The sequence below is a fragment of the Oribacterium sp. FC2011 genome, assembly GCF_000701645.1.
Taxonomy (GTDB): Bacteria; Bacillota; Clostridia; order Lachnospirales; family Lachnospiraceae; genus Oribacterium.
The window spans coordinates 206,699-228,101 of the sequence record NZ_JNJM01000004.1 but is presented as its reverse complement, the minus strand read 5'-3'; the positions used below and the strand labels follow the sequence as shown (position 1 = coordinate 228,101).

At 42.4% G+C, this 21,403-nt stretch carries 17 protein-coding genes and 1 rRNA gene; 2 read left to right on the top strand and 16 right to left on the bottom strand.

Annotated elements, in window-relative coordinates; all coding sequences use genetic code 11:
- The 12 genes from T357_RS0105095 to T357_RS19020 form a co-directional block, all read right to left on the bottom strand.
- Window positions 1-253 (bottom strand): 16S ribosomal RNA (locus T357_RS0105095); the annotation flags it as partial.
- 388 nt (window positions 254-641) lie between these two features.
- Window positions 642-1,565: an AEC family transporter gene (locus T357_RS0105085; RefSeq protein ID WP_031549414.1), complete on the bottom strand. Its 924-nt coding sequence runs from the start codon at window positions 1,563-1,565 to the stop codon at window positions 642-644.
- A gap of 274 nt (window positions 1,566-1,839) precedes the next feature.
- Window positions 1,840-2,247: a hypothetical protein gene (locus tag T357_RS0105080; protein ID WP_031549411.1), complete on the bottom strand. Its 408-nt coding sequence runs from the start codon at window positions 2,245-2,247 to the stop codon at window positions 1,840-1,842.
- 149 nt (window positions 2,248-2,396) lie between these two features.
- The gene (locus T357_RS22135) at window positions 2,397-2,501 is read right to left on the bottom strand and encodes a hypothetical protein (RefSeq protein WP_139297904.1); all 105 of its coding nucleotides are present in this window, start codon (window positions 2,499-2,501) and stop codon (window positions 2,397-2,399) included.
- A gap of 29 nt (window positions 2,502-2,530) precedes the next feature.
- Window positions 2,531-2,941 (bottom strand): LysR family transcriptional regulator, encoded by a 411-nt coding sequence (locus T357_RS0105070; protein ID WP_049962285.1) that lies wholly within the window; start codon window positions 2,939-2,941, stop codon window positions 2,531-2,533.
- A 223-nt stretch (window positions 2,942-3,164) separates the two neighbouring features.
- Window positions 3,165-4,340: an isocitrate/isopropylmalate family dehydrogenase gene (locus T357_RS0105065; protein WP_031549408.1), complete on the bottom strand. Its 1,176-nt coding sequence runs from the start codon at window positions 4,338-4,340 to the stop codon at window positions 3,165-3,167.
- Between the two features lie 279 nt (window positions 4,341-4,619).
- Complete coding sequence (locus T357_RS0105060; protein WP_031549405.1) at window positions 4,620-5,492, bottom strand: LysR family transcriptional regulator; 873 nt, start codon at window positions 5,490-5,492, stop codon at window positions 4,620-4,622.
- A 262-nt stretch (window positions 5,493-5,754) separates the two neighbouring features.
- The gene (locus T357_RS0105055) at window positions 5,755-7,014 is read right to left on the bottom strand and encodes an SLC13 family permease (RefSeq protein ID WP_031549403.1); all 1,260 of its coding nucleotides are present in this window, start codon (window positions 7,012-7,014) and stop codon (window positions 5,755-5,757) included.
- 121 nt (window positions 7,015-7,135) lie between these two features.
- A complete protein-coding gene (locus tag T357_RS0105050; protein WP_031549401.1) occupies window positions 7,136-8,188 on the bottom strand; it encodes a lactonase family protein in 1,053 nt (350 codons plus the stop codon).
- A gap of 145 nt (window positions 8,189-8,333) precedes the next feature.
- Window positions 8,334-10,304, bottom strand: a complete 1,971-nt coding sequence (locus tag T357_RS0105045; protein ID WP_031549400.1) for an aconitate hydratase — start codon at window positions 10,302-10,304, stop codon at window positions 8,334-8,336.
- 352 nt (window positions 10,305-10,656) lie between these two features.
- Window positions 10,657-12,054, bottom strand: a complete 1,398-nt coding sequence (locus tag T357_RS0105040) for a CitMHS family transporter (protein ID WP_031549398.1) — start codon at window positions 12,052-12,054, stop codon at window positions 10,657-10,659.
- A gap of 142 nt (window positions 12,055-12,196) precedes the next feature.
- Window positions 12,197-14,650, bottom strand: coding sequence for an ATP-binding protein (locus T357_RS19020; protein ID WP_049962284.1), 2,454 nt, complete (start codon window positions 14,648-14,650; stop codon window positions 12,197-12,199).
- A 300-nt stretch (window positions 14,651-14,950) separates the two neighbouring features.
- Between T357_RS19020 and T357_RS0105030 the strand changes: the two genes are divergently transcribed.
- Complete coding sequence (locus T357_RS0105030; RefSeq protein WP_031549393.1) at window positions 14,951-15,649, top strand: response regulator transcription factor; 699 nt, start codon at window positions 14,951-14,953, stop codon at window positions 15,647-15,649.
- 136 nt (window positions 15,650-15,785) lie between these two features.
- Here T357_RS0105030 and T357_RS0105025 read toward each other — a convergent pair whose 3' ends face one another.
- Entirely contained in the window at window positions 15,786-16,715 is a 930-nt protein-coding gene (locus T357_RS0105025; RefSeq protein WP_031549391.1) for a LysR family transcriptional regulator, read from the bottom strand.
- A gap of 235 nt (window positions 16,716-16,950) precedes the next feature.
- Between T357_RS0105025 and T357_RS0105020 the strand changes: the two genes are divergently transcribed.
- The gene (locus tag T357_RS0105020; protein WP_031549389.1) at window positions 16,951-17,538 is read left to right on the top strand and encodes a nitroreductase family protein; all 588 of its coding nucleotides are present in this window, start codon (window positions 16,951-16,953) and stop codon (window positions 17,536-17,538) included.
- A 31-nt stretch (window positions 17,539-17,569) separates the two neighbouring features.
- Here T357_RS0105020 and T357_RS0105015 read toward each other — a convergent pair whose 3' ends face one another.
- The 3 genes from T357_RS0105015 to T357_RS0105005 all read right to left on the bottom strand — a co-directional run bounded on the left by T357_RS0105015 (window position 17,570) and on the right by T357_RS0105005 (window position 21,197).
- A complete protein-coding gene (locus T357_RS0105015) occupies window positions 17,570-18,430 on the bottom strand; it encodes a YitT family protein (RefSeq protein ID WP_031549387.1) in 861 nt (286 codons plus the stop codon).
- Window positions 18,431-18,559: 129 nt separating this feature from the next.
- A complete protein-coding gene (locus T357_RS0105010) occupies window positions 18,560-19,828 on the bottom strand; it encodes a M14 family zinc carboxypeptidase (protein WP_049962283.1) in 1,269 nt (422 codons plus the stop codon).
- A gap of 280 nt (window positions 19,829-20,108) precedes the next feature.
- Complete coding sequence (locus tag T357_RS0105005) at window positions 20,109-21,197, bottom strand: cyclic di-GMP phosphodiesterase (protein WP_031549383.1); 1,089 nt, start codon at window positions 21,195-21,197, stop codon at window positions 20,109-20,111.
- Between the last annotated feature and the right edge of the window lie 206 nt (window positions 21,198-21,403).

Sequence of the window (21,403 nt, the reverse complement as noted above, 5' to 3'; positions counted from 1 at the left end):
TGGCTAATCAGACGCGGGTCCATCTTACAGTGATAAATCTTTTCACCCTGTACCATGCGGTACTGTGTGCTTATGCGGTATTAGCAGTCTTTTCAGACTGTTATCCCCCTCTGTAAGGCAGGTTACCCACGCGTTACTCACCCGTCCGCCACTCGCTTGAGAATCACTAGGTTTCATCTCTCGCTCGTTCGACTTGCATGTGTTAGGCACGCCGCCAGCGTTCATCCTGAGCCAGGATCGAACTCTCATATTAAATACGAAAGAGATTTCTCTCTTTTAAGTTCTTCCCGTTCAGAACTAAAAGCTTGGCTTTATTTGTTCTGTCCGTTTTCTTTACTGCGATTGTATTTTCGCTTTAGACCTTTTTGGTCTCGCTTCAGATCTTTAAAGATCTTCTGCTTCTGAATCTTCATATAGAATCTTCAGGGTCTGTGTATTAATCGATCTTTGATTTTCAAGGTTCTATTAGTTCGCTCTCTTGAGCGCTCAGTTAATATAGCAATTTGAGAATGAGATGTCAAACACTTTTTGAAATATTTTTTGTCTTTTTTCATTTCACTTTTTTCACATTTTATAACATAGAAAAAGAAGGCTTGCCGATGAATATCAGCATACCTTCTTTAAATATTTGTCGTGATCATTCATGTAAAAACTACTGCCACTATCATAACCCATACAGGCAGGACTACCAAACTGAGTATGGTTGAAAATACCACAATATCTGCTGCAAAATCCACATCACCGTCATACTGGCTGGCTACTACCGCTGTCATGGAAGCCGCCGGCATTGCTGCAAGGACGATTGCTACACCTGCTGCCGTTTTTTCCATTTGTACAGCATAGCAGCATGCCATAACCGCTGCCGGTATTATCACGAGTCGTATCGCCGAATATAAACAGCTATATTTAGTCACAAGGCTTTTAAAACCGCTTTCCGCTAAGTTTATCCCTAGGAACATCATGGTAAGTGGCGATGTCATATTGCCAAGATTCTGTATCGTGGTTGTAATGCATAAAGGGAACTGAATCTGCAGAAACATTATAATGATTCCCAGCCACACCGCAATTATGCAGGGATGCTTCATGATCTTTTTAATAACTGTTTTGGTATCGGGAGCTTCAGTGAAGTATGAAAGTCCTGCCGACCACATTACTATTCTTTGTGGTATGACATACAATGCTGAATATAGTAATCCTAAAGCACCATATACTTCCCCGGCAATGGTATTACCCAGAATTCCCGAATTGGACGCAACCGTTGCATACTGGAATACCATCTTCTTTTTTGCAGGCAGCCAGTTATAACAATAAGCTGCTGCAATGGCAAGCAGAATCTGTATAACAACAGAGGCAACAAGCATCATCGCCCCCTGCTTAATAATCTCAGGCGTCATGGATATCATAAATGCTTTCACAATATTGCATGGTAAAGCTACATATACAATCAACGACGTTAACACCTTCTTTGATTCACCTTTTACAATACCGAACCTTCTTATAATGTATCCTGTCGCCATCTCCAGAAACATTACTGCCTGAAGATCGATCAAAGATTTTATGTTCATAATGTTTAGAACTCCTTAGTATTGACTACAAATGAAATCATAACATAAATTGTGACTTAGTATCAGTTTCATGCCATATCGAATCATTATAAATGTAATAACCCGAATTATCTATTTGTAACCTTACTGATATGTTCTTTAAGTCGAACCCATAATGATTATTTACATCTAAATACATGAACTAAAAATCAAAATATCCTTATATGTGGCGCTCATCTGTTTACGCTTGTTTTGAGCATAATATAGACAAAACCCAGATACAGTTATGATCGTATCATTGATGAGAATCACTTTCTGTCAGTTCGCTTTTTAACTGATTAACCGCTTCGGAAAGACTTGTGATAAGACGGGCATGAGTCGGGTTGCAGGGCTTGGTTGCTCCTGACATTGATATCTGCGCCAGAACAATCTGATCATACATGACATCAAGTTCCATAACCTTTTCGGCAACTATACGATCACACTCACTCATATTTCCTTCCTGCGCTGCTTTAAAAGCTTCAGGCACCGTATACATATCGACTTCTTCCGGCATTCCATTTTCCTTTCTTATCTTCCCCATGAGGTTTCCGTCAAGGTAATTCACCACCTCATAATCCGGTTCATTTTCTTTTATATACTGAGTCATTGGCATAACAGCATTTTCAGTTATGCTCACTAAAGCTATTCTCTTATTAGACATTTATATTCCCTCTATCCTATCGGATTTTAGTATCTAACTCGCAGATGCAACTCTATTCAACTATTTAAACGCTGTTTTATATTCTTCCCATCAATCCCTAAATCTATAAGAACAAGCAAGTCCTGCAAAGACTGCCCACATATTTTAATTCAGGATTCTGATGTGATTTTCACCGCTCTTTCAAAGAAATCCGCCTGACCAAATCCACCAGACTTTAACACTATGCGGAGATCTTTATTGTCCAAAGGTGTCATGACAGGAACTCCGGGGACTACGCATTTTCCTATATAGAAAGCACTACAAGACTTGATTTCTGTTCATTGGTCCGTATATCTATACCCGGATACTTTTTGTGAAATTCAGGCATGATATAGGGCAATATATAAGAAGCTCTGGCGTGGGAAAGACCTAAAGTGATAACCCCTGACTTATTCTCTGTGATCTCTGAAACCTCTTTTTTCATTTTTTTATCCAGGTTCAGAATCATCCTGGCGGTTTCATAATATTTTTCACCTGCAGGAGTAAGTGATATGGGATTAGTACTCCTGTTGAAAATCTTTGCACCCAACTCCTCTTCAACCCTTGCGATATAATGGCTCAAAGACGGCTGAGAAATATAAAGTTCTTCTGCTGCCTTTGTGAGATTCCCAAGCTCTGCGATTTTCAGCACGTATTTGTATTCTTTATATTCCATATCCTTTAATCCTCAACTTACTAAAAAAGGTTCTGTATGAACCGTCCGAAATATTAATCCGAAAAGAGCGTTCATACAGAACCACATTATTTGCTTGAATATTTACACTTTTAAACTATCACTACGATAGTACATCCTCATCTATAAATGAATGTATATAGCCGTTTATATCCGACATACAGATTACAGATCCGGCTGACACTAAATAAAATGCCAATTACCATCAACCCTCAAGACCCTTTATTGTATCAATAAGGTAATCTGTAAACTCTTCTGTTGAAGCATCCTTTGTCTCTGTTGTCAGAACGATCTTCTTCTCAGTAACGGTTGTGATGTCAAGAGCCTTATCAAGGATAGCCTTTCGATCAGCGTAACCGATGTGTGCCATCATCTCGCCCATTGCACGGATAAGTGAGCATGGGTTAGCATAATGTCCGCGTCCGTGACTCATAAGATATGGCGCTGTTCCGTGGATAGCCTCGAAGAGAGCATACTTGTTTCCGATATTGGAGCTTGAAGCTGTACCAAGTCCACCCTGATGCTCTGCTGCAACGTCAGTTACGATGTCACCATAAAGGTTAGGAAGAACAACTACTTCCATGTCCTTGTTGAACTCAGGATCCAGCATCTTGGCAGCGGTTGCATCAACCAGCTTGTCATCTACGATGATGTCCGGATATTCTTCCTCACCTATTCTATGAACAGTCTTTACAAAGTTACCGTCAACAAGTTTTACGATATTGGCCTTTGTAACAACTGTTACATGCTTCTTACCATTCTTGCGGGCAAACTCAAAAGCAGCACGAGCGATTCTCTCTGCACCGGGCTTTGTAAGAACCTTGAAATCGATGGCAAGGTCTTCATTAACCTCTATACCCTTATTTCCAAGGATGTACTCACCCTCAATGTTCTCACGGAAGAAAGTCCAGTCAATGTTTCTGTCCGGCATCTTGATAGGACGAACAGCTGCAAAAAGATTAAGGCCTCTTCTGAGAAGTGAGTTTGCAGAAAGAAGGTTTGGCCATGGATCGCCCGGTCTCGGAGTTACAAACGGACCCTTTACAAGAACATCACACTTTTTGCACTCTTCCATAACATCAGCGGGGAGAGATTCATTAAGCTCTGATCTTCTCTCGATTGTCATGCCTTCGATTATGTGGATTTCAACTTTTCCTGAAGCAATCTCATCCTTAAGGAGCTCATTAACTACTCTTAATGCCTGCTCCATTATGATAGGTCCGATTCCGTCTCCAGGAAGGATACCGATCCTGATATGATCAAGCTTTGAAAAATCCTTAATCTCACTGTCCTCTTTCATGGTCTCTATACGAGCAAGCTCTGCTCTGATGAGATCTCCAAACTTAGCTTCAGCTGCCTTGATCTGTTCTTCTGTACCCATAGATTCCATCTCCTTTTTTGCTCTAAACTCAACTAATCGTGTAACACCAACCCTCAGCTTATGCTTATGGCTGGTACTTAATTTGTATAAAATTTAACAATCATTCACGTCGTTCCTTTTTTGTCTGTATTTAAATTATATGTGATGACTGATATATAGTAAAATATATATATGGTTATGTATCACATATGATTTTATCTATGTTATAGCTACTATTAAAGCCCCTCCTTATCCACATTTCATGAATATGAAGAGGTCTTTATTTCAGAAAGTGACACATCACTTTATCTTTACATTTTTATCCACATAATCTATCAGTTCATCCACTATGGCTCTTCTGTTCTTTTCCTTTTTGTATATGAACCAGGTTTTTCTTGATACACTGCTGCCGTCAGGCTTCAGCATTGGCTGAAGTGTCAGATTATATTCATTAACAAAATTATCCGGCAGGAAGCAAAGAAGGTATTTATTTCCTGAAGAAATATTCCTAAAAGCAAATTCTATATAACCTACATCCTCAGTCGCTTCAGGAATCATTGTGCCGAACTGCTCCTGCCACCAGTCTGCAATCTTCTGCACGGTTTTACTGTTAGTCTGATAAGCAATACGCTCCATGCGAGGTAAATCTTCAATCCGAACCGGATCCTTGGAAACGATATATCCCGCAGTGTGATCTATCAATTCGTGGTAGACATTATCAATATAATCGGATCGGATAAATGCAACATCCAGTTTTCCCTCCATAAGCATATGATAAAGCAGGTTACTTTGCCTGTTTACAACGCGAATGCTTACATTGGGATGTGCCTTTATAAAACCATCAAGATCATCATATAAAGAGTACTTTGTATAGGTATATGCAGAGCCTATTATGATATTCTCTTTAGTCTGTTCCTTTATGAGTCTTAGCCCTTCAAGCACCTCATTCTCAAATGCAATATGCTTGACGGATTCTTTGTAGAGGAACTCCCCCTCTTTTGTAAAGACAACTCCCAATGGTGTACGTTCCACTATCTTGCAATCCAGTTCCTGCTCCATGATCTGAAGTCTCTTTGTGATGGCAGATTGAGACTTATACATCATTGCAGCAATTTTCGTTATACTCTGAGTCTCATGTAATGCGTTGATTATTCTCCAGTCGCTGTCTTTCATAAATAACTCCCGTTCTATTCAAAATAAAAGAAACCGATTCCAATTAATGTTAATGTATTTAATCCATATTACCTTCAGTTTATAACTGATTTCTTTACAGATTATTTATTCATTATCTTAACATGTATGCTCGCAATATAGCACAAAGTCCCCAAAGGAAAGAAGCTCTTTTATCCTCTTTCCCTTAGGGTTTTATATCACCTTTTTATATTATCTGCCTTACAGGACGTAAGGCAGAACTTAAAATCCCACATTATTAAAATCAGCCTACTGCCACTGCGTAAACTCCGATGATTGCAAGCACCGCAAGAAGTGCCATAGCTATAAATGCAACCGCAAAAAGTTCTACAAAAATCTTCTTTGAAGGGAAGCGTTCTTCTGCATTTTCCTGCTGGGCAACACCTGCCATCATGAGGGCTCCGGCAGTAGATATAGGTGAATAACCGGTAACTGTTCCACCGATAACTATAGCGGCACAGATTTCAACCGGATTTGCGCCAAGGGCTGTTCCAAGCTCACCGGCGGTAGGGATAAGTGTCGGGAAAACCACTCCCAGCCCGGAACTGAAGAAGGACATTACGCCGGCAAGTATTCCCATACCGCAGGAAGCTGTCTTTGCAGAAAGAACCTTTTCAAGGCCTTCCACCATCAGGTCTATTCCACCGGAAATTGAGATAATGTTCATAAGAATACCAACACCTATTACCATGAAGATTACATTCCAGGGTACTGCCTTAAGGGCTTCCTTATCCTTTCCTGCTCCGAGGAGAACAAGAACAACGCCAATGGTAAAGCCCGCGAAGCCAACATTAAAACTGAAGAACAGGACACCGACAGCCAGTACAAAAAGTCCAATAAGCGATGCTATCTGATGCATATTAAGCTTTGGAAGTTCCTCTTTTACGGATGATACAACACTTGTGTCAGGCTTATATCCTTTGTAATAAATAAACAGAATAACCGAAAGGATAATGCAGGTAATGGCGAGTGCTATCATGAGCGGAACTGTATTGCCATCGATTCCCTGCTGCTCCATAAGATCACGTACAACTGCAGCCTCAGGTGTAAGAGGAGACATTCTTGTAGCCTGAACGCCGAGATCTCCGATACAGGAAAGCATGATAGGGTTAATGCCTACAGAGAGCGCTATGGGAATTGCTATAACAGGCATGATTGCAAGGCAGGGAATAGCTCCCGGACCAACTGCGCTGAGTACTGCGCCGATAAAAAAGGTGGCAATGCATATGACTACAGGATTGGTGCCCACCAGATGAATGATCTTTTTGGCAGTCAGTTCCAAAGTTCCGTTGGCCTTTACAATTCCGAAAAGGAATGTGATACCTGCCATTTGAAAAAACAGTGACGTACTGAAACCTTTAAGAAGGTCCTTTGAACTAACATTAAATAAAAGTCCAAGTATCATTGATAGTGCAATGCTCACGATACCAACATTCATATTTTTAAAGTATCCAAGCGCTATGGCAACAAGAAGTGCCAAAAGTGAAATAACCGCCAAATTCATAATTTTCCTCCATAGATTAGTGAAAGCCATATTCATCCAGGCTTGTACCTAACTCTTCAAATAAGTGTGATAGTTGATTTTTAACTATTGCCTTTTTTTAATATGAAAATTCTTTCGTATATCAATCCTTAAACACTATGCAAACAGGACTCTCAGTGTGAATGATATTCCCTGTGTAATACATCTGCCCCCTTGCTGCATCAAGAGTGAATTCCACGATAGTATCGGAGTCTTCATTGGCAACGTAAAACTTTGAATAATCTTTATTGAAGGTCATGAATCTGGGCGTAAGCCCAAGAGTCGGATACCATCCGAGAGTCGATATATATCCGGTATCCTGGTTTACTCTGTAAAGCACTATGGACTCATGCATTCGGTTGGATCCGATAAGGATTGAACCATCCTGATTGAGAAGTGATGCACTTGCCTGTCCGTCACCTGTATACGTCTCCGGAAGTGTAGGAAGATACTGTCTCGGAGTAAGCTTTCCTGTTTCAGGATCAAAGGCAAAATACTCCATTGTATTTCCCCATTCATTAATGAGGTATGCCCACTTGTTGTTGGGATGTATAGCTATATGACGAGGCTCTGCGCCCTTTCTTGCCTTGAACTCATCTGTCTGTGTAAGGCTTCCGTCCTCAGCATTGAACTTAAGAACCTTGACCTGACCATAGCCCTGATCTCTTCCCTGATAAACAACAAAAAGGTAAGTCTGTGTCTGATCCCATATGCACTGGTGAGCGAAGGAGTGGCTGCCTTCTTTGATACCTGGCGCAAAATGAACAAACACTATATCTCCAAGTGAGCCATCATCGTTTCTTTTGATAACATACACTCTTCCACCCTGAAGAGTCGCAACCAGAAGATACTGATTGGTCTTATCCGGCGTGATAAATACAGGATTCCTACCATCCACAGTATCGATGGTGTTGATATGCTCCAGAGTATGGTCTTCTTTGATTCTGTAGCTTGAAACCTGAGTGAAATCCCCATGAACTGAATAGAGGTATTTTTCCTCCAGGTCCATGCATTGATAGGACGGGTTGTCCAGAGTTTTCAGGGTTTGGATCTCCTTCCATTCACCCGTACGATCATTGATTTCAAATACTCTTAATCCTTTTCCACGTGCATTTCGTAATTCCGTGGATCTGCAGCCAACATACGCGTAACTCATAAAAATCTCCTTCACTAATTTCATATGATGATGTGGCATTTTACATAAACAGTACTTGGGCTCACTTGTCATCCTCATGCCACAACTTCTCTTTTTACACGACATTGCATATCTTTCACGCTCACAATGCCACTGCAATATTTACTTATTCCTCTATTATTCCCTGATCCACCAGCTGCTGCTTCAGATGTCTGAGCTGTCCTCCATCAAGAATGGTTTCCATTTCGGCGTCTGAAATCTCAAGCTTACAATCAAAACTTATACCCTTTGTCTTGTCACGGACGGTGACCTTTCTTGTCTTGATCTGCTCAGGGAAGTTGTCTATTTCAAGTTCATCCAGAAGCTCAAGCTTGTCGTAATCCTCATTGTTCATAAAAAGCATGGGCACGATGCCATGGTTTATGAGATTACCTTTATGGATGCGGGCAATGCTCTTGGCAATAACACACTTAACGCCAAGGTACATAGGATTGATGGCTGCATGCTCACGGGATGAACCCTGACCATAGTTCTCACCACCGATGATGATGGACTTTCCGAGGTTTCTCGCTCTCTCGGAAAACTCAGGATCATAACGGTTGTAGCAGTACTTTGACATAAGTGGAATGTTGGATCTCATGGAAGAGAACTCAGCTCCGGCAGGGGTAATGTCATCGGTAGAGATATTGTCACGCCCCTTAAGAGAGATTCTGCACTGAAGATTCTTTTCGGGTTTTTCAGGCACAGGAAGACTTGCGATATTCGGTCCCTTGACTACTTCTATCTTTTCAGCCTCTTCCTCAGGAAGCGGCTTTATGAGCATGGAATCGTCTACGAAATAGTGATCCGGTTCATGGACCTCTGCCAGTTTCTTCACATCGTCTCCCATAACATCCCAGGCTGATGCAAATGTTCCCTTAATGGCAGTAGCTGCTGCAGACTCAGGTGAAACTAAATAAATATTGGCATTTGGTGAACCTGCGCGACCACGGAAATTACGGTTTGAAGTACGAACTGCGATACCGTTTGTAGGAGGAACCTGTCCGATGGCACAGCATGGGCCGCAACTAAGCTCCATGATACGTACGCCGGCGTCAACCAACATATCAAGGTATCCGTCCCTCATAAGCTGTTTCAGAATCTGCTTGCTGGCAATACCTGCGGTGCACTGGACATTCTCATCTACATGATGGCCCTGCATTACAAGAGCTGCCTTTGCAAAGTCAGAATAGGATCCGTTTGTGCATGAGCCCATAAATACCTGATGAACCACCGGATGCTCCTTGAGAGAACTGATGGGAATAACATTGTCCGGCTGATGAGGAAGAGCTATAAGCGGCTCAAGAGATGAAAGATCAAGCTCCATTACCTCATCATATTCAGCATCAGGATCCGGTCCCATCTCAATAAATTCATCACCTCTGTCCTGAGCTTCCATGAATTTCTTAACCACATTATCAGCAGGGAATATGGAAGTGGTTGCTCCCATCTCTGCACCCATGTTTGCAATGGTTAATCTCTCCGGAACCTCGAGGGTTTCAACTCCCGGTCCCACATATTCGAATACCTTTCCGAGACCGCCCTTGATGGTTACGCGGCGAAGCATTTCAAGAATAACTTCCTTGGCATTTACACCCGGACGGAGACGGCCAGTAAGATTAACTTTAACTACCTTGGGCATCGTTAGTCTCATGGGAAGACCGGTCATAGCAGTAGCAACATCCATACCACCAACACCGATTGCAAGAGATCCTACAGCACCGCTTGAAGGCGTATGTGAATCTCCACCCATAAGGAGCTTTCCAGGAGCCGCAAATCTGCAGGTGTGGACCATATGACAGATTCCGTTACCTGGTCTTGATACATAAACTCCATACTTCTCAGCCGCAGTGCGAAGATAGATGTGATCATCCGGCGTTTTAAAATCTATATAAAGAAGGTTATGATCAAGATTTGAAACCGAGATCTCTGTACGTGCTCTCTTAAGTCCTATCTGCTCAAATGCAAGATAAGTCATAACCGCATTTATATCATGTGTAAGTGTCTGATCAACTTTTACAAATACATCCTCTCCCGGCGTCATGGACCCTGATGCAAAATGTGACTTTATTATTTTTCTGGTAAGTGACTCTCCCATTCTTTTCCTCCTGAAAGTTAATCATTTCTTCCGATATTCTGATTTTAACTTCTAACCCTTTGGCAGAAGAAATATAATAAGCTCATGATGCCATTCCAAAAAGTGATGCCCCTCCAAAATAAAAGAGTCCTCAGGTATGGTTCTCATGGTTAGAAACCGTTCCCGAGGACTATAGAACATATGTCATGCCGAATGTCCGGTTGATGTACTTTCCCATAAAGCAAAAAAGCGCCTCCGATTTCTCGGAGACGCTTTTTTGTAAGGGGGGCAGCCCCCCCACACTTACAAAATTCTTAATTGAGGTTTTCGACAGTCCGGCAAACTGTCAGAAATGGTCAATGATATAAATTCATCAGATAGGCATAAGGCCGATTGCTACAGCGAAGAGCATGCAGATGATTGAGAAAGCCCAAACATATCCGAAGGATGCCTTGATGTGATCCTTGATATCAACCTCGGCAACACCGACACCAAGAAGTGTAGCAGGTACCATAGGGCTGATGAAGGTAGCACAGTTACGGCAAACAACCATTGCGATTGCGATTGGAAGTGCATCAAGTCCGAAGGATGCGCCGATGGCGATCATAACAGGAAGCATTCCGTAGAAGTAAGAATCTGTATCAAATGCAAGAGCAAGAGGAACAGAAAGGATACCGATAACAAGTGGAAGATGAGTTCCGAGTGATGCAGGAAGGATCATAGTGATGATCTCAGCCATGTTTGAAACAACAGATGTGATCTGCATCTCAACACCCGGCTTAGCGATAGCTGCTGCGCCGTCAGCATTGAAACCATAAACAAGGATACCCATAAGTACAGCTGCGCCCATAAGTGTTGAACACATCATAAGAGCAGGACCTGCATGACGGTTGATGATCTTCTTCTGCATCTTAACAGGTGTGTAGTTAACAAGGATTGCTGCTGCAACACCAAGCATGAAAGGTACATAGCTTGGGAACTGATCCCAGACAAGAAGTGCGATAACTGCAATTGTAAGGCAGATGTTGAATACGAAAAGCTTAGGTCTTGCAAGCTCATTGTCCTGCTTGATCTCTGTACCTTCCTCAGACTCCTCAACTACAGCTTCCTTAGCAAGCTTACCGTTAAGTCCGGCACCTCTTGCCTTCTCCTGGAAACCTGCAAGAACAGCATGTCCGAGACAAAGAACGATACCGAAAACCTGGATAGGAATGATTGTTCTCCAGAGCTGACCTGCCTCGATACCAAGAACTGAAGCAGCTCTCATGGTAGGACCTGCCCATGGCATAAGGTTAAGAACACCCATTGAAAGAACGGCACATCTGAGAAGGGTTGTCTTTCTCATATGCATCTTCTTGTAAACAGGAAGCATTGCAGGAACTACGATAAGGAATGTTGAAGCTCCGCCACCGTCAAGGTGTCCGATAAGAGCGATAACGGCTGTCATAACAGTTACGCCGATAACATTGTCACCTACAAGCTTCATAAGCTTATCGATGATTACGTCAAACATTCCGGCATCAGTCATGATACCAAAGTAAAGCACTGAGAATACAAACAGTGCAGCGGTTGCTCCGGTACTTCCGAAACCACCCTTGATGAGCTTTCCGATCTGACCGATGTTGTAGTAGCCGCCAAGCACGAGAATAACTGCAAGGATTGACGGGAATACGATGAACGCGATACTAGGAATAGTTTTGCTCTTAAAGAGCGTTACGACGATGGCAATGATCGTCAGAAATCCAAGAATACCAACTACGGTTGTACTCATTGATTTTCCCCCTTTGAATTTTAACTGAAACGAAGCATTCTTTTTCCGAAACGCTGTCGCTTATTGATTTTTACATGAGGTATGTTAATAAATTAACCTTAACTGCATATCGTGTATACATTAATATTCCTTAATCTGAACCTTACAGTTTGTTAAGGTTCTCCATGTTTCCGGAGATACGTTCCGCAAGACTAATGATCTCCGTCGCCGACACCGGTTTTTCCATGTAGCCGTTGATGATGCCGCGCTTTCTGGACTCCACTATCTCCCTGTCTATGGTGTCTGCCATTATGATTTTTAATGCTTCCTTTTCCTCCGTAAACTCAGACATGAAGATCTCGATACCGGAATAATGTCCCACGGACTCATCTATAAGTATTATATCCGGCTTCATCTCCTTTAAGGATTCCCGCAGAGTTTCCACAGAATCGCACATTACCGCATGGATAAAGTCCTTTTCATTAAGGGTATCTTTAAGGATGGAAAGGATCCTGTGGTTGTCGTCCGCCACCAGTATCTGGATTTTTCTGACAATGTTTCCGGCCGTAACATTATCAGCTTTCCCTGAGGCTGTGCCCTCCGTCACATAAGCCTCTTCCACGATGCCATCCACAATTATATCCTTCGCATCATTCGCTCCACTGGTAACATTTAACGTTTTACTCTTTGACTTCAGATCATCTTTGTTAGCTTCAGTCTCCACCACAGGGAAATGCACATAGAATGTAGTTCCTTTTCCCACTTGAGAATCGATATGTATAAAGCCTTTATGGGCATCAACAATCTGCTCTGCCAGTGCAAGTCCGAGACCCGTTCCCTCACCGGATTTCTTTGTGGTGAAGAAGGGTTCAAATATCTTCTTTTTGACCTTGTCGCTCATTCCCGAGCCATTGTCTTTTATTTTAAATACAAGATATCTTTTGAAAAGAGTTCCTTTCGGAAGCTCTTTAAACTTAATATCCGAATGGTCCTTAATATAAGCAGACAAACTCAGGCATCCATCATTTTTATCGCCTATTGCCTGTATGCCGTTAACTGCAATATTCAGAAGCACCTGGTTTATCTGGGTGCTGTTTCCGAGGATGAATTCATCCTTAACGCGGTTCTCTTTTTCCACAGAAACATTTTCGGGACATATGGAATCCGTCATCCGGAAGAATCTGCTAACCAGCTTAAAGGCTTCAATGTTTCTGAATATGGTCTCGGCATTTTTCCTGCTCATGGCAGACATCTGATGAACCACATCCTTTGCTTTTTCCGATGCCTGAAGTATCTCTTTCGCACTGTCATATTCATCGGAATCCTCCGGCAGGGACATCATGAGAAGCTCGGCATGTCCCATGATGGGGGTAAGGAAATTATTGAACTCATGGGCAATGCCTCCGGTCATGGTACCCATGATCTGCAGCCTCTGCTGGTGGGCGATGGCATTTTCACTACGATGCATTTCCTCCAGCACCTGATTAAGGTTTTTCAAATAATTGATCTCCCTGGCTGCTCTTGTGTTCTCCGAAATAAGTTTCAGCATGCCCACGAAAGCAATCAAAAATACCATGAGAATGCCGGTGGCCACCAGCAGGATGCCGCTGAAGCCATTGAGAATGGGGCGGTAAAAATCATCATAGTCAACCACGGCGCTGACCACCCAGAAATCATTCCCCACCTTTGCGGGACTGTAGGCGCTTATCTTTCGTACTCTTGGGACACCCTCTTCCATCCACCAGTAGGAATAGTAATCCGCAACTCCCTCTTCCCCTCGGTTCTGATCATCAAGAAGTTTCTCCAGACTTCCGTAATCAAGCCCCGGATACATCTCCATTCGTCCGGAAATGACACTTATGCCCCATTGATCCTTTGATGGGTGCATCAGCATGAGATTGTTGGAATTCTTGATGACAATGTATCCGTTTGTACCTATGTGGATATCCGAAATTACATTTTCGTAGTACTTGTCTTCATCTATTACCAAGCCAATGCTGTAGCCCTCTACAGTATCACTAAGCCTTTTCTTAAATATAAGGGTATTACGGTCTTCTCCTCTTTTTCCCTGCCAGAAAGTGATGCCATCCCCGGCATCGGTCACAAACTGAAGCTCCGTAATCACAAGTTCTTCGGAAGAAGCTTCACTTCCTGTATAAGCATTATCAGGAGTTTTTTTTCGGTAAAAATCCGTAACTCCGCCTTTGTCGTCAAAATCTGCCTCAAATATGCTCATGGGAACAGCCGACCTCAGGATATTGCCATCCTTGTCCTCGAGGTAGACATTAACTGCAAAATCAAGATTATTTTCCACATACTTTTTTATGATGGTATCTTTATCCGCACCATCTCTTATATCAGAGAAAAACTCAAGCTCCTTTATATAGTTTTCCATATCGGAACTCATGTTGCGGCTTAAGGTTTTAGCCATAAGCAGCAGCTGGTCTTGCTGGTTTTTCATAAGAGTATTTCTGTAGTCACGGAAAATCTTAATCCCAGCTATAAGCAAAAATCCGGTGATAAGGATACCCGTCAAAGCAAGTATCATGTATTTCCAGTTTATCTTTTCATTTTTTCCGATTATGCCTGAATCCGGCTTTTCTCTTTCGTTTATCATATGTCTTTAACCCTTTGGAATTGATCTATAAGAATGTCCTTAACTCGTATCGATATCCCAGGAGATAAGAAAAACAAATTTCCTTTTAAACATAGCTTATATCATTTAAGCCTCTGATAAACATTAATAATTGTTAAGATTTGAATATTGTATTAAGATAGGAGTCGTGTAATATGAATTGACTGCACTATTTAGTTGGCCGCTCCGGATTGGATTTTCATGACAGTTTATGCGGCCTTAAAAAAATTATGAGAAACAGGCTGTGCTTAATTAATCGCACAGATACGATATAGGTGAATAATGTCTGATAAAGTTTTGATAGTTGATGATGATGTAAATATTTGCAAGCTTCTGGAAAAGGTGATGCACAGCAATGAGCTTGAGTCCGAAACCGCAAACTCAGGTGAGGAGGCGCTGCAGAAGATCGCGAAGGAGCATTATGACATAATTCTGATGGATGTCAATCTCGGTGATATGGAAGGATTTGATGTTATAAAGAAGATCAGGGCGGACCATGTATCCACTCCGGTTATCATCATCTCCGGGCGAAATGAGGATTACGATTCGGTCTATGGGCTTTCCATCGGTGCGGATGATTATATTACCAAGCCTTTCCGCCCCATGATTCTGGGGGCCAAGGTTAAGGCTCTCATTCGACGTAACCGGCAGGCTTTATCCGATAGCACCTCTGTGAACAGTAATTCCATAACTGTTGGGGATTTTTCCTATGACACTTCTTCCATGCGTTTTTATAAAGATGGAGAAGAGTTGTTTTTGTCCTCAAAGGAGGCGGCTTTGTTCCTTTTATTCCTGAAGAATCCCCAGCAGGTTTTCAACAAGGACGCAATCTACGAGCATGTCTGGGGCAATGCCATCGCCGTTGATGATAATGCTATCATGGTTTACATCAACAGGCTCCGCAGCAAGGTTGAAAAGGATCCAAAAAAGCCCGCTCACATAGTTACTGTGAGGGGGCTGGGGTATCGGTTTGTACCGTGAGATATATAAATGGTACGAGCCGGAGGACATACATTTAAAGGCGGGTCGCCTTTAAATGTATGCCCTCCGGCTCTCACTTTTTCTCTAACGGTAGATTAAAGAGCAAATAGGAATCCACCGGGGACGACTGTTCAAATTATTTGATTGCGTTTGTTCTTATGATATCGAGGAAACGCTGGTCGGCTCGGGATAGGAAGGCGCCTTTTACGGTTGTGATGCAGAGGCTCCAGTAAGCGGAATATTTGTCATCGATTGAGAGGTAGGCCGGTGGGTTGTCGTATAGGTTGACGTTTATGTAATCCGAAGGAAGAAGGGTGAAGCCGATGCCTTCGGCGGCAAGCTTCTCAAGGGTCATGTAGTTTCTGGATACGAATTTTATCACCGGATGTATGCCGGCTTTTTTTATGACGGAATCCGTGACATGACGGATTCGCTGTTCTTTATGAAGCGTCAGAAGGGGATGATCCTCCAGAAGCTTTACATCGAGAACCGGATAGGTGTAGCCTTCCCTTGGCACAGCAAGCTTAACAAGGGGATCTTTTTTCGAAATCGCGATAACGAAAGGATGTCTCGCAAGTATTTCGTAATTGAGAGATGGGTTAGGCTCGTTATCTTCAACCGGAGCATGCATTATGGAAAAATCCAGGTCTCCGGAGATAAGCTTTTCTTCCTGAAGTTCGGTTGATCCCTCAAAAATATCAAGATCAATTCCGGGACACTCCTCTTTGAATTGCGGCATCACCATTGGAAGCATTATCGCCCCAAGATGATTTGTGATACCGAAACTGATATGACCGGTTTTCAGATCATTCATATCACTGATCTCAGCTTCAAAATCATCGTAGATTTTCAGTATCGTGCAGGCCATCTGATAATATTTCTCTCCTGCATAAGTGAGCCTGAGTCCGTCGGAACCTCGGATAAAGAGACGCGTTCCTATAGTATCCTCAATTCTTTGAAGTGACTGAGACAGGGAAGGCTGTGCAACAAAAAGTTTCTTTGCAGCCTTGGAAATATTATGGGTGTCGGCAACTGTTTTTACATATAATAGTTCTCTGGTCGTCATAGGGAATACCTTCTAAAAATCAAAGTATCATAGTCATTAACAATATTCTATCATGAATGTCGTAAATTTATTCAATATTTATAACTTCTGAATATTAAATTTGTGTAATCAAGTTTATAATGCCCTTAGATAAAATCTTTAAAACCGAAAACCTGGAGTGTCTATGGTGTAGTTTGAAAAAATGTATCAGATAACCATAGATGATTTCACATGATCAATACTGATGGAGGTTACCATGTTCAGTGAACTTGTTGCAAAAAACAGAAGCTACAGAGGATATAATGAAGAAAGAAAAATATCGGAAAAAGAACTTTTTGAAATCCTGGATGACGCACGACTTGTTGGTTCTGCGGCAAACAGACAGCCGGTAAAATATTATATTTCCAATGACAAAACAGAGGTTGATGAAATTCTCAAGTTGACAAAGTGGGGAGGAGCCCTTCCGGAACTTCATCTTCCAAAATTCGGAACACATCCCACAGCCTTTGTCATCATGCTGCAGGACACAGATATTCAGCCAAACACTCAGGCTGTGCTCATTGATGTTGGTATAGCTGCCCAGACCCTTCTGCTTTCAGCTACAGAAAAAGGCCTCGGCGGTCTCATGATAAGAAACTTCGAACTTCAGCCTTTGACAGAGCTCCTGAATCTACCGGAAAATCTTGTTCCTATTATGGTGATAGCCCTCGGCGAACCCGCCGAAAAAGTAAAACTTGTTGATATCCCAAAGGACGGAAACATCAACTACTACCGCGATGAAAGCGGCACCCACTTCGTTCCCAAGCGAAAATTAGAAGATATAGTAATCGACAAAAACCACTAGAAAACCGGCGGGAAATCCCGCCGGTTTATTCTCAGTCCTTCGGCCTCATATAGAAATTACCGGCCAGCTCCGTAGTTCTGAAAGAATTCACAAAAGCATTCTCATCGATCTCTTTAGTCTTAAGGATGACTTTCTTTGCGTCATCAGCTCCGATAACCGAATAAACTATGTGAAGCTGCTTATGCTCATGGGCTCCCTGAGCAGTCATCAAAGTTGCGCCGTGATGACTGATTTCAAAAATCATTTCTGATATTTCTTCAGGCTTATCCGTGATTATGAACAGTGTCTGTCTCTGATATGCCCGGTAGAAGGTCTGTAAAGTCTGGGTGGAAACGTACTGGAAAACAATGGAGTACAGCGCCTTATCCCATCCGAAAAGGATACCGGCAGCTGCCAGGATGATAACATTAAAACCTAGGACCAGATTCCAGGTTTCCATGCCCCTCTTCTGGCTTAAGTAGATGGCGATAAAATCCGTACCGCCGGAGGTAGCATCAACGCTTAAGCACAGGCTCACAACGATACCATTAATGATACCGCCGAAAATCGCAATAAGAAGGGTATCATAGGTTATGACATGTCCGGGCAGCATATCTGTCAGAAAGCCTGTACATAGGATCATGATCAGGGAATAAATAGTGAACTTTTTTCCTATAAATTTGAAGCCTATATATACCGGAATAAAATTCAGTGCGATATTCACAACAGAATACGGAATTTCAAAATGGAAATACAACTGGCAAACTCTCTGAATAAGCACTGTGAGTCCGGTTACTCCTCCCGGATACAGGCCCCCTGTACGCACAAAGGTTTTAATGTTTATCGCCATCAGCATTGATGCTATCAATACCACGATAAGTCTTTTTAGATCCTTCTTGACATCAAATTTCATCTTAATCCCCATTCCACCGCTTTGGGTCTGCGTCATAAATCATGTTGAAAACTATTTCTCACACTAACCTTCATTCCGCCATTTTGAATCAGCAGCACAAATAGTAATGAAAGGCATTCCTAAATTATTTTACCTGTGATTTATCTCGTAAACCAGATCCTTTAAAACCTCAGAATTTCTCTGCCAGATGCCGTCAATGTCTGTGTCCGGCAGCGGGCATGAACCGATTCCCACTTCTATGGTAACCGAAGGGATACCCTTTAAGGCAAGAAACTCTTTATATGAGCCGGAGCCTACGCTGTTTTTGTTTGTGGAAGCCGCTCCCAGGATATATCCTGTGTCCTGCTTCACAAGCTCCGCAAGCTGTTTGCTTCTTGCCTCTACTCCCTCGGGAGCTCCTCCAAAGGACCAGTAAACTACGCTTCCCTGCGCATGATAGTTGATAACCTCATCAAAAGAAGCCTCATTCAATACCTTTATAAGTGCCTGAGTCTCTGCCTCAGACTCCGCTGACGGCCCCTTATAGTACTCATATGAAGGGTAATATCTTGAATCGTCAAGCTCCTTCCAGCCTATGGAGAAATTTCTGTTAATGTCTACGCCGTTAGCATTGTTCTTCCATCTGCGATAGTACCAGTCTGTGTCTCCTGTATAGTTTTCCCTTTGCTGATCGTGCTGGATCATGGCTTTGAGATTGCCGAGGATCGTCTGGCTCTTTACCTTTGAAGCTCCAAACTGGCTAAGGACAGCACCATCCGGATTGACCATCGGAATCACATGAATGCAGGTGGTCTGAAGAAGGGAGGCCACGCCCTGACCTTTAAATCCTCCGCCATTTTTTGCCATGGACAAAAGATCATGAATCTGTCGCATTACAAGCTGAGAAGTAATGTACTCTCTTCCATGTGTGGTTCCTGTCAGCAGTATCTGGTTTTCCGCAGAGGGTTCCCCCACAATCAATTCATATATATTTCTGTTGTCAGCACTGACTCCAAGTACAGAAGACTTTACCACACTACCGTACTCCGAAACAAGTCTTGATATATCCGATTCAAAATTCTCATAGGTATAAGTTGTGACAGCATCACAGTAGTAGCCATTAACAGGGGTTCCGTATATGTTTGTGTTAAAAGGGCTGAGTACAGATGCCGTTGAACCCGGGGCAGATGATGCAGGTGTAGTCGTGAATGCTGCCGTTGAAGATGAACTTCCGGAAGATTCACCTGAAGCTGATGATGCCCCCGGCACACCCGGTCCCGAAGTATCAAGCCCGATATTCAATGCTTCCGCTCCTCTTGCAGGACCTGTTTCGGCAACGGCAACAGCTCCTGTTCCTGACACTGTCAGAGACATAGCTATAAGTATAGATGTTAATACCTTACTGATATTTCCTTTCATTATGATCTCCATTCCGCCGCTTTCAGCCGGCTGTACAAATAGTGATGTGAAGTATTTTCATATCCTCTTATGTATTTACTGTAAATTTTATTCCTTTATTTCCCAAATTTTACCACAAAAAAACTCCCACATTCGAAACTGCAGGAGTTTGTAAGAAAATATCAATTCTATTGTCAAAACCGGTATGTCCGGAAAGGCACACTTTCTATCACAACCTGATAAGATTACAGGATCGGTATGTCGTCATATCAAACTATCACAGATATAGGCCGGTACAATCCTATACGATTACAATTCCGGCACATTTCAAAGACTTAAGGTCATAGACATTACCACTCTCAACCCCGACCACTACCGGTCTCAGAAGGAATTGCGGATTTCGCTGTACAACCCTTGCGGTTTCACCGTTACTAAGCTGAACGTTGGAATCCACCGGATAAAGGATCATCATCTGCATGAAGCTGTTCAATGCATCCATATCCAGTTCGTTTGTCATGGCCATGAGCATCTCTACCGCCTCTCTGGGAGACTTTCCTTTTTTATAGGGTCTCTCAGTCACAAGGGCATCAAAGATATCGGCCACAGTCAGAAGCTTTGCATATTCATGTATATGATCGGCTGTTGCCCCATATGGATAGCCGCTTCCATCGATCTTCTCGTGGTGCTGGAGCATGGCGATCTTAACATCCATAGGAATCTCATCATTTTCAGCCACCAGCTGATAGCTGTAGGTGCTGTGCTTTTTCATGACTTCAAATTCTTCAGAGGTAAGCTTTGCGGGCTTGTTCAGAATTTCCGGAGGCACCAGAGTCTTTCCTATATCATGCAAAAGTCCTGCCATGCCTACCTCAAATATTTCTTTTTTACTCTTTCCCTGCTCTTTTGCCAGTACCATACTTATGGATGCCACATCCACACTGTGCTTAAAGGTATACTCGTCACTGCATTTTAGGGCGTTAATATTGAGGGCCACAGCATTATTCTTTTCTATGGCACTCATAAGATCATTGGTGATACTTGTTGCAGCCGCAGCAGTTTCTTTGGGATCAGGATTCTGGTATATAAGTTCAATTCCCTTGGAAATACGTTTCCTGACTGAAGATTCAAGTACCACTGTCGGAGGATCGGATTTTCTCAGTTCTTTCACCATATACTCGGCAGCCGTTGATAATTTATTCGGACTCTTATTGGCCTGCCCTGATTTTATGGTGACATACTGAACCCCGCTCTTCTTGAGCTCATCAATTGCATATGGAGTAACAACTGTTCCGGGCTCAATGAGAATACGTCCCAGTCTGTCCTCTATGGACTTACCTATAACCATCCCGGACTTAAGTTTATCAATGGAAATTTCTAAATTGCTTGTCATGTCTTCCTCAATTGCGGAAAATGTCTGAAAAAAAAACTACCGTTACACTATTAAATATTCCAATAATACTATATTTTATCATAATTCCAACCTTTTGAATATTGTAAAACCCCGGAATAGAAAATCTTTTCCGAAAAAAAATAACAGTCCACCCATATTCCAAAACTTAAATGCATCTGATTTCCTGTGAATAAAACCTCAAAATA

What these genes read in the sequence shown, in the direction of transcription:
- T357_RS0105085 (WP_031549414.1), bottom strand. Translation starts at nt 1,565, where the DNA reads ATGAACATAAAATCTTTGATCGATCTTCAGGCAGTAATGTTTCTGGAG.
- T357_RS22135 (WP_139297904.1), bottom strand. Translation starts at nt 2,501, where the DNA reads ATGACACCTTTGGACAATAAAGATCTCCGCATAGTGTTAAAGTCTGGT.
- T357_RS0105015 (WP_031549387.1), bottom strand. Translation starts at nt 18,430, where the DNA reads ATGAAATTTGATGTCAAGAAGGATCTAAAAAGACTTATCGTGGTATTG.
- T357_RS0105065 (WP_031549408.1), bottom strand. Translation starts at nt 4,340, where the DNA reads ATGGGTACAGAAGAACAGATCAAGGCAGCTGAAGCTAAGTTTGGAGAT.
- T357_RS0105010 (WP_049962283.1), bottom strand. Translation starts at nt 19,828, where the DNA reads ATGAAAGGAAATATCAGTAAGGTATTAACATCTATACTTATAGCTATG.
- T357_RS0105045 (WP_031549400.1), bottom strand. Translation starts at nt 10,304, where the DNA reads ATGGGAGAGTCACTTACCAGAAAAATAATAAAGTCACATTTTGCATCA.
- T357_RS0105025 (WP_031549391.1), bottom strand. Translation starts at nt 16,715, where the DNA reads ATGACGACCAGAGAACTATTATATGTAAAAACAGTTGCCGACACCCAT.
- T357_RS0105070 (WP_049962285.1), bottom strand. Translation starts at nt 2,941, where the DNA reads ATGGAATATAAAGAATACAAATACGTGCTGAAAATCGCAGAGCTTGGG.
- T357_RS0105050 (WP_031549401.1), bottom strand. Translation starts at nt 8,188, where the DNA reads ATGAGTTACGCGTATGTTGGCTGCAGATCCACGGAATTACGAAATGCA.
- T357_RS0105020 (WP_031549389.1), top strand. Translation starts at nt 16,951, where the DNA reads ATGTTCAGTGAACTTGTTGCAAAAAACAGAAGCTACAGAGGATATAAT.
- T357_RS0105060 (WP_031549405.1), bottom strand. Translation starts at nt 5,492, where the DNA reads ATGAAAGACAGCGACTGGAGAATAATCAACGCATTACATGAGACTCAG.
- T357_RS0105005 (WP_031549383.1), bottom strand. Translation starts at nt 21,197, where the DNA reads ATGACAAGCAATTTAGAAATTTCCATTGATAAACTTAAGTCCGGGATG.
- T357_RS19020 (WP_049962284.1), bottom strand. Translation starts at nt 14,650, where the DNA reads ATGATAAACGAAAGAGAAAAGCCGGATTCAGGCATAATCGGAAAAAAT.
- T357_RS0105080 (WP_031549411.1), bottom strand. Translation starts at nt 2,247, where the DNA reads ATGTCTAATAAGAGAATAGCTTTAGTGAGCATAACTGAAAATGCTGTT.
- T357_RS0105040 (WP_031549398.1), bottom strand. Translation starts at nt 12,054, where the DNA reads ATGAGTACAACCGTAGTTGGTATTCTTGGATTTCTGACGATCATTGCC.
- T357_RS0105055 (WP_031549403.1), bottom strand. Translation starts at nt 7,014, where the DNA reads ATGAATTTGGCGGTTATTTCACTTTTGGCACTTCTTGTTGCCATAGCG.
- T357_RS0105030 (WP_031549393.1), top strand. Translation starts at nt 14,951, where the DNA reads ATGTCTGATAAAGTTTTGATAGTTGATGATGATGTAAATATTTGCAAG.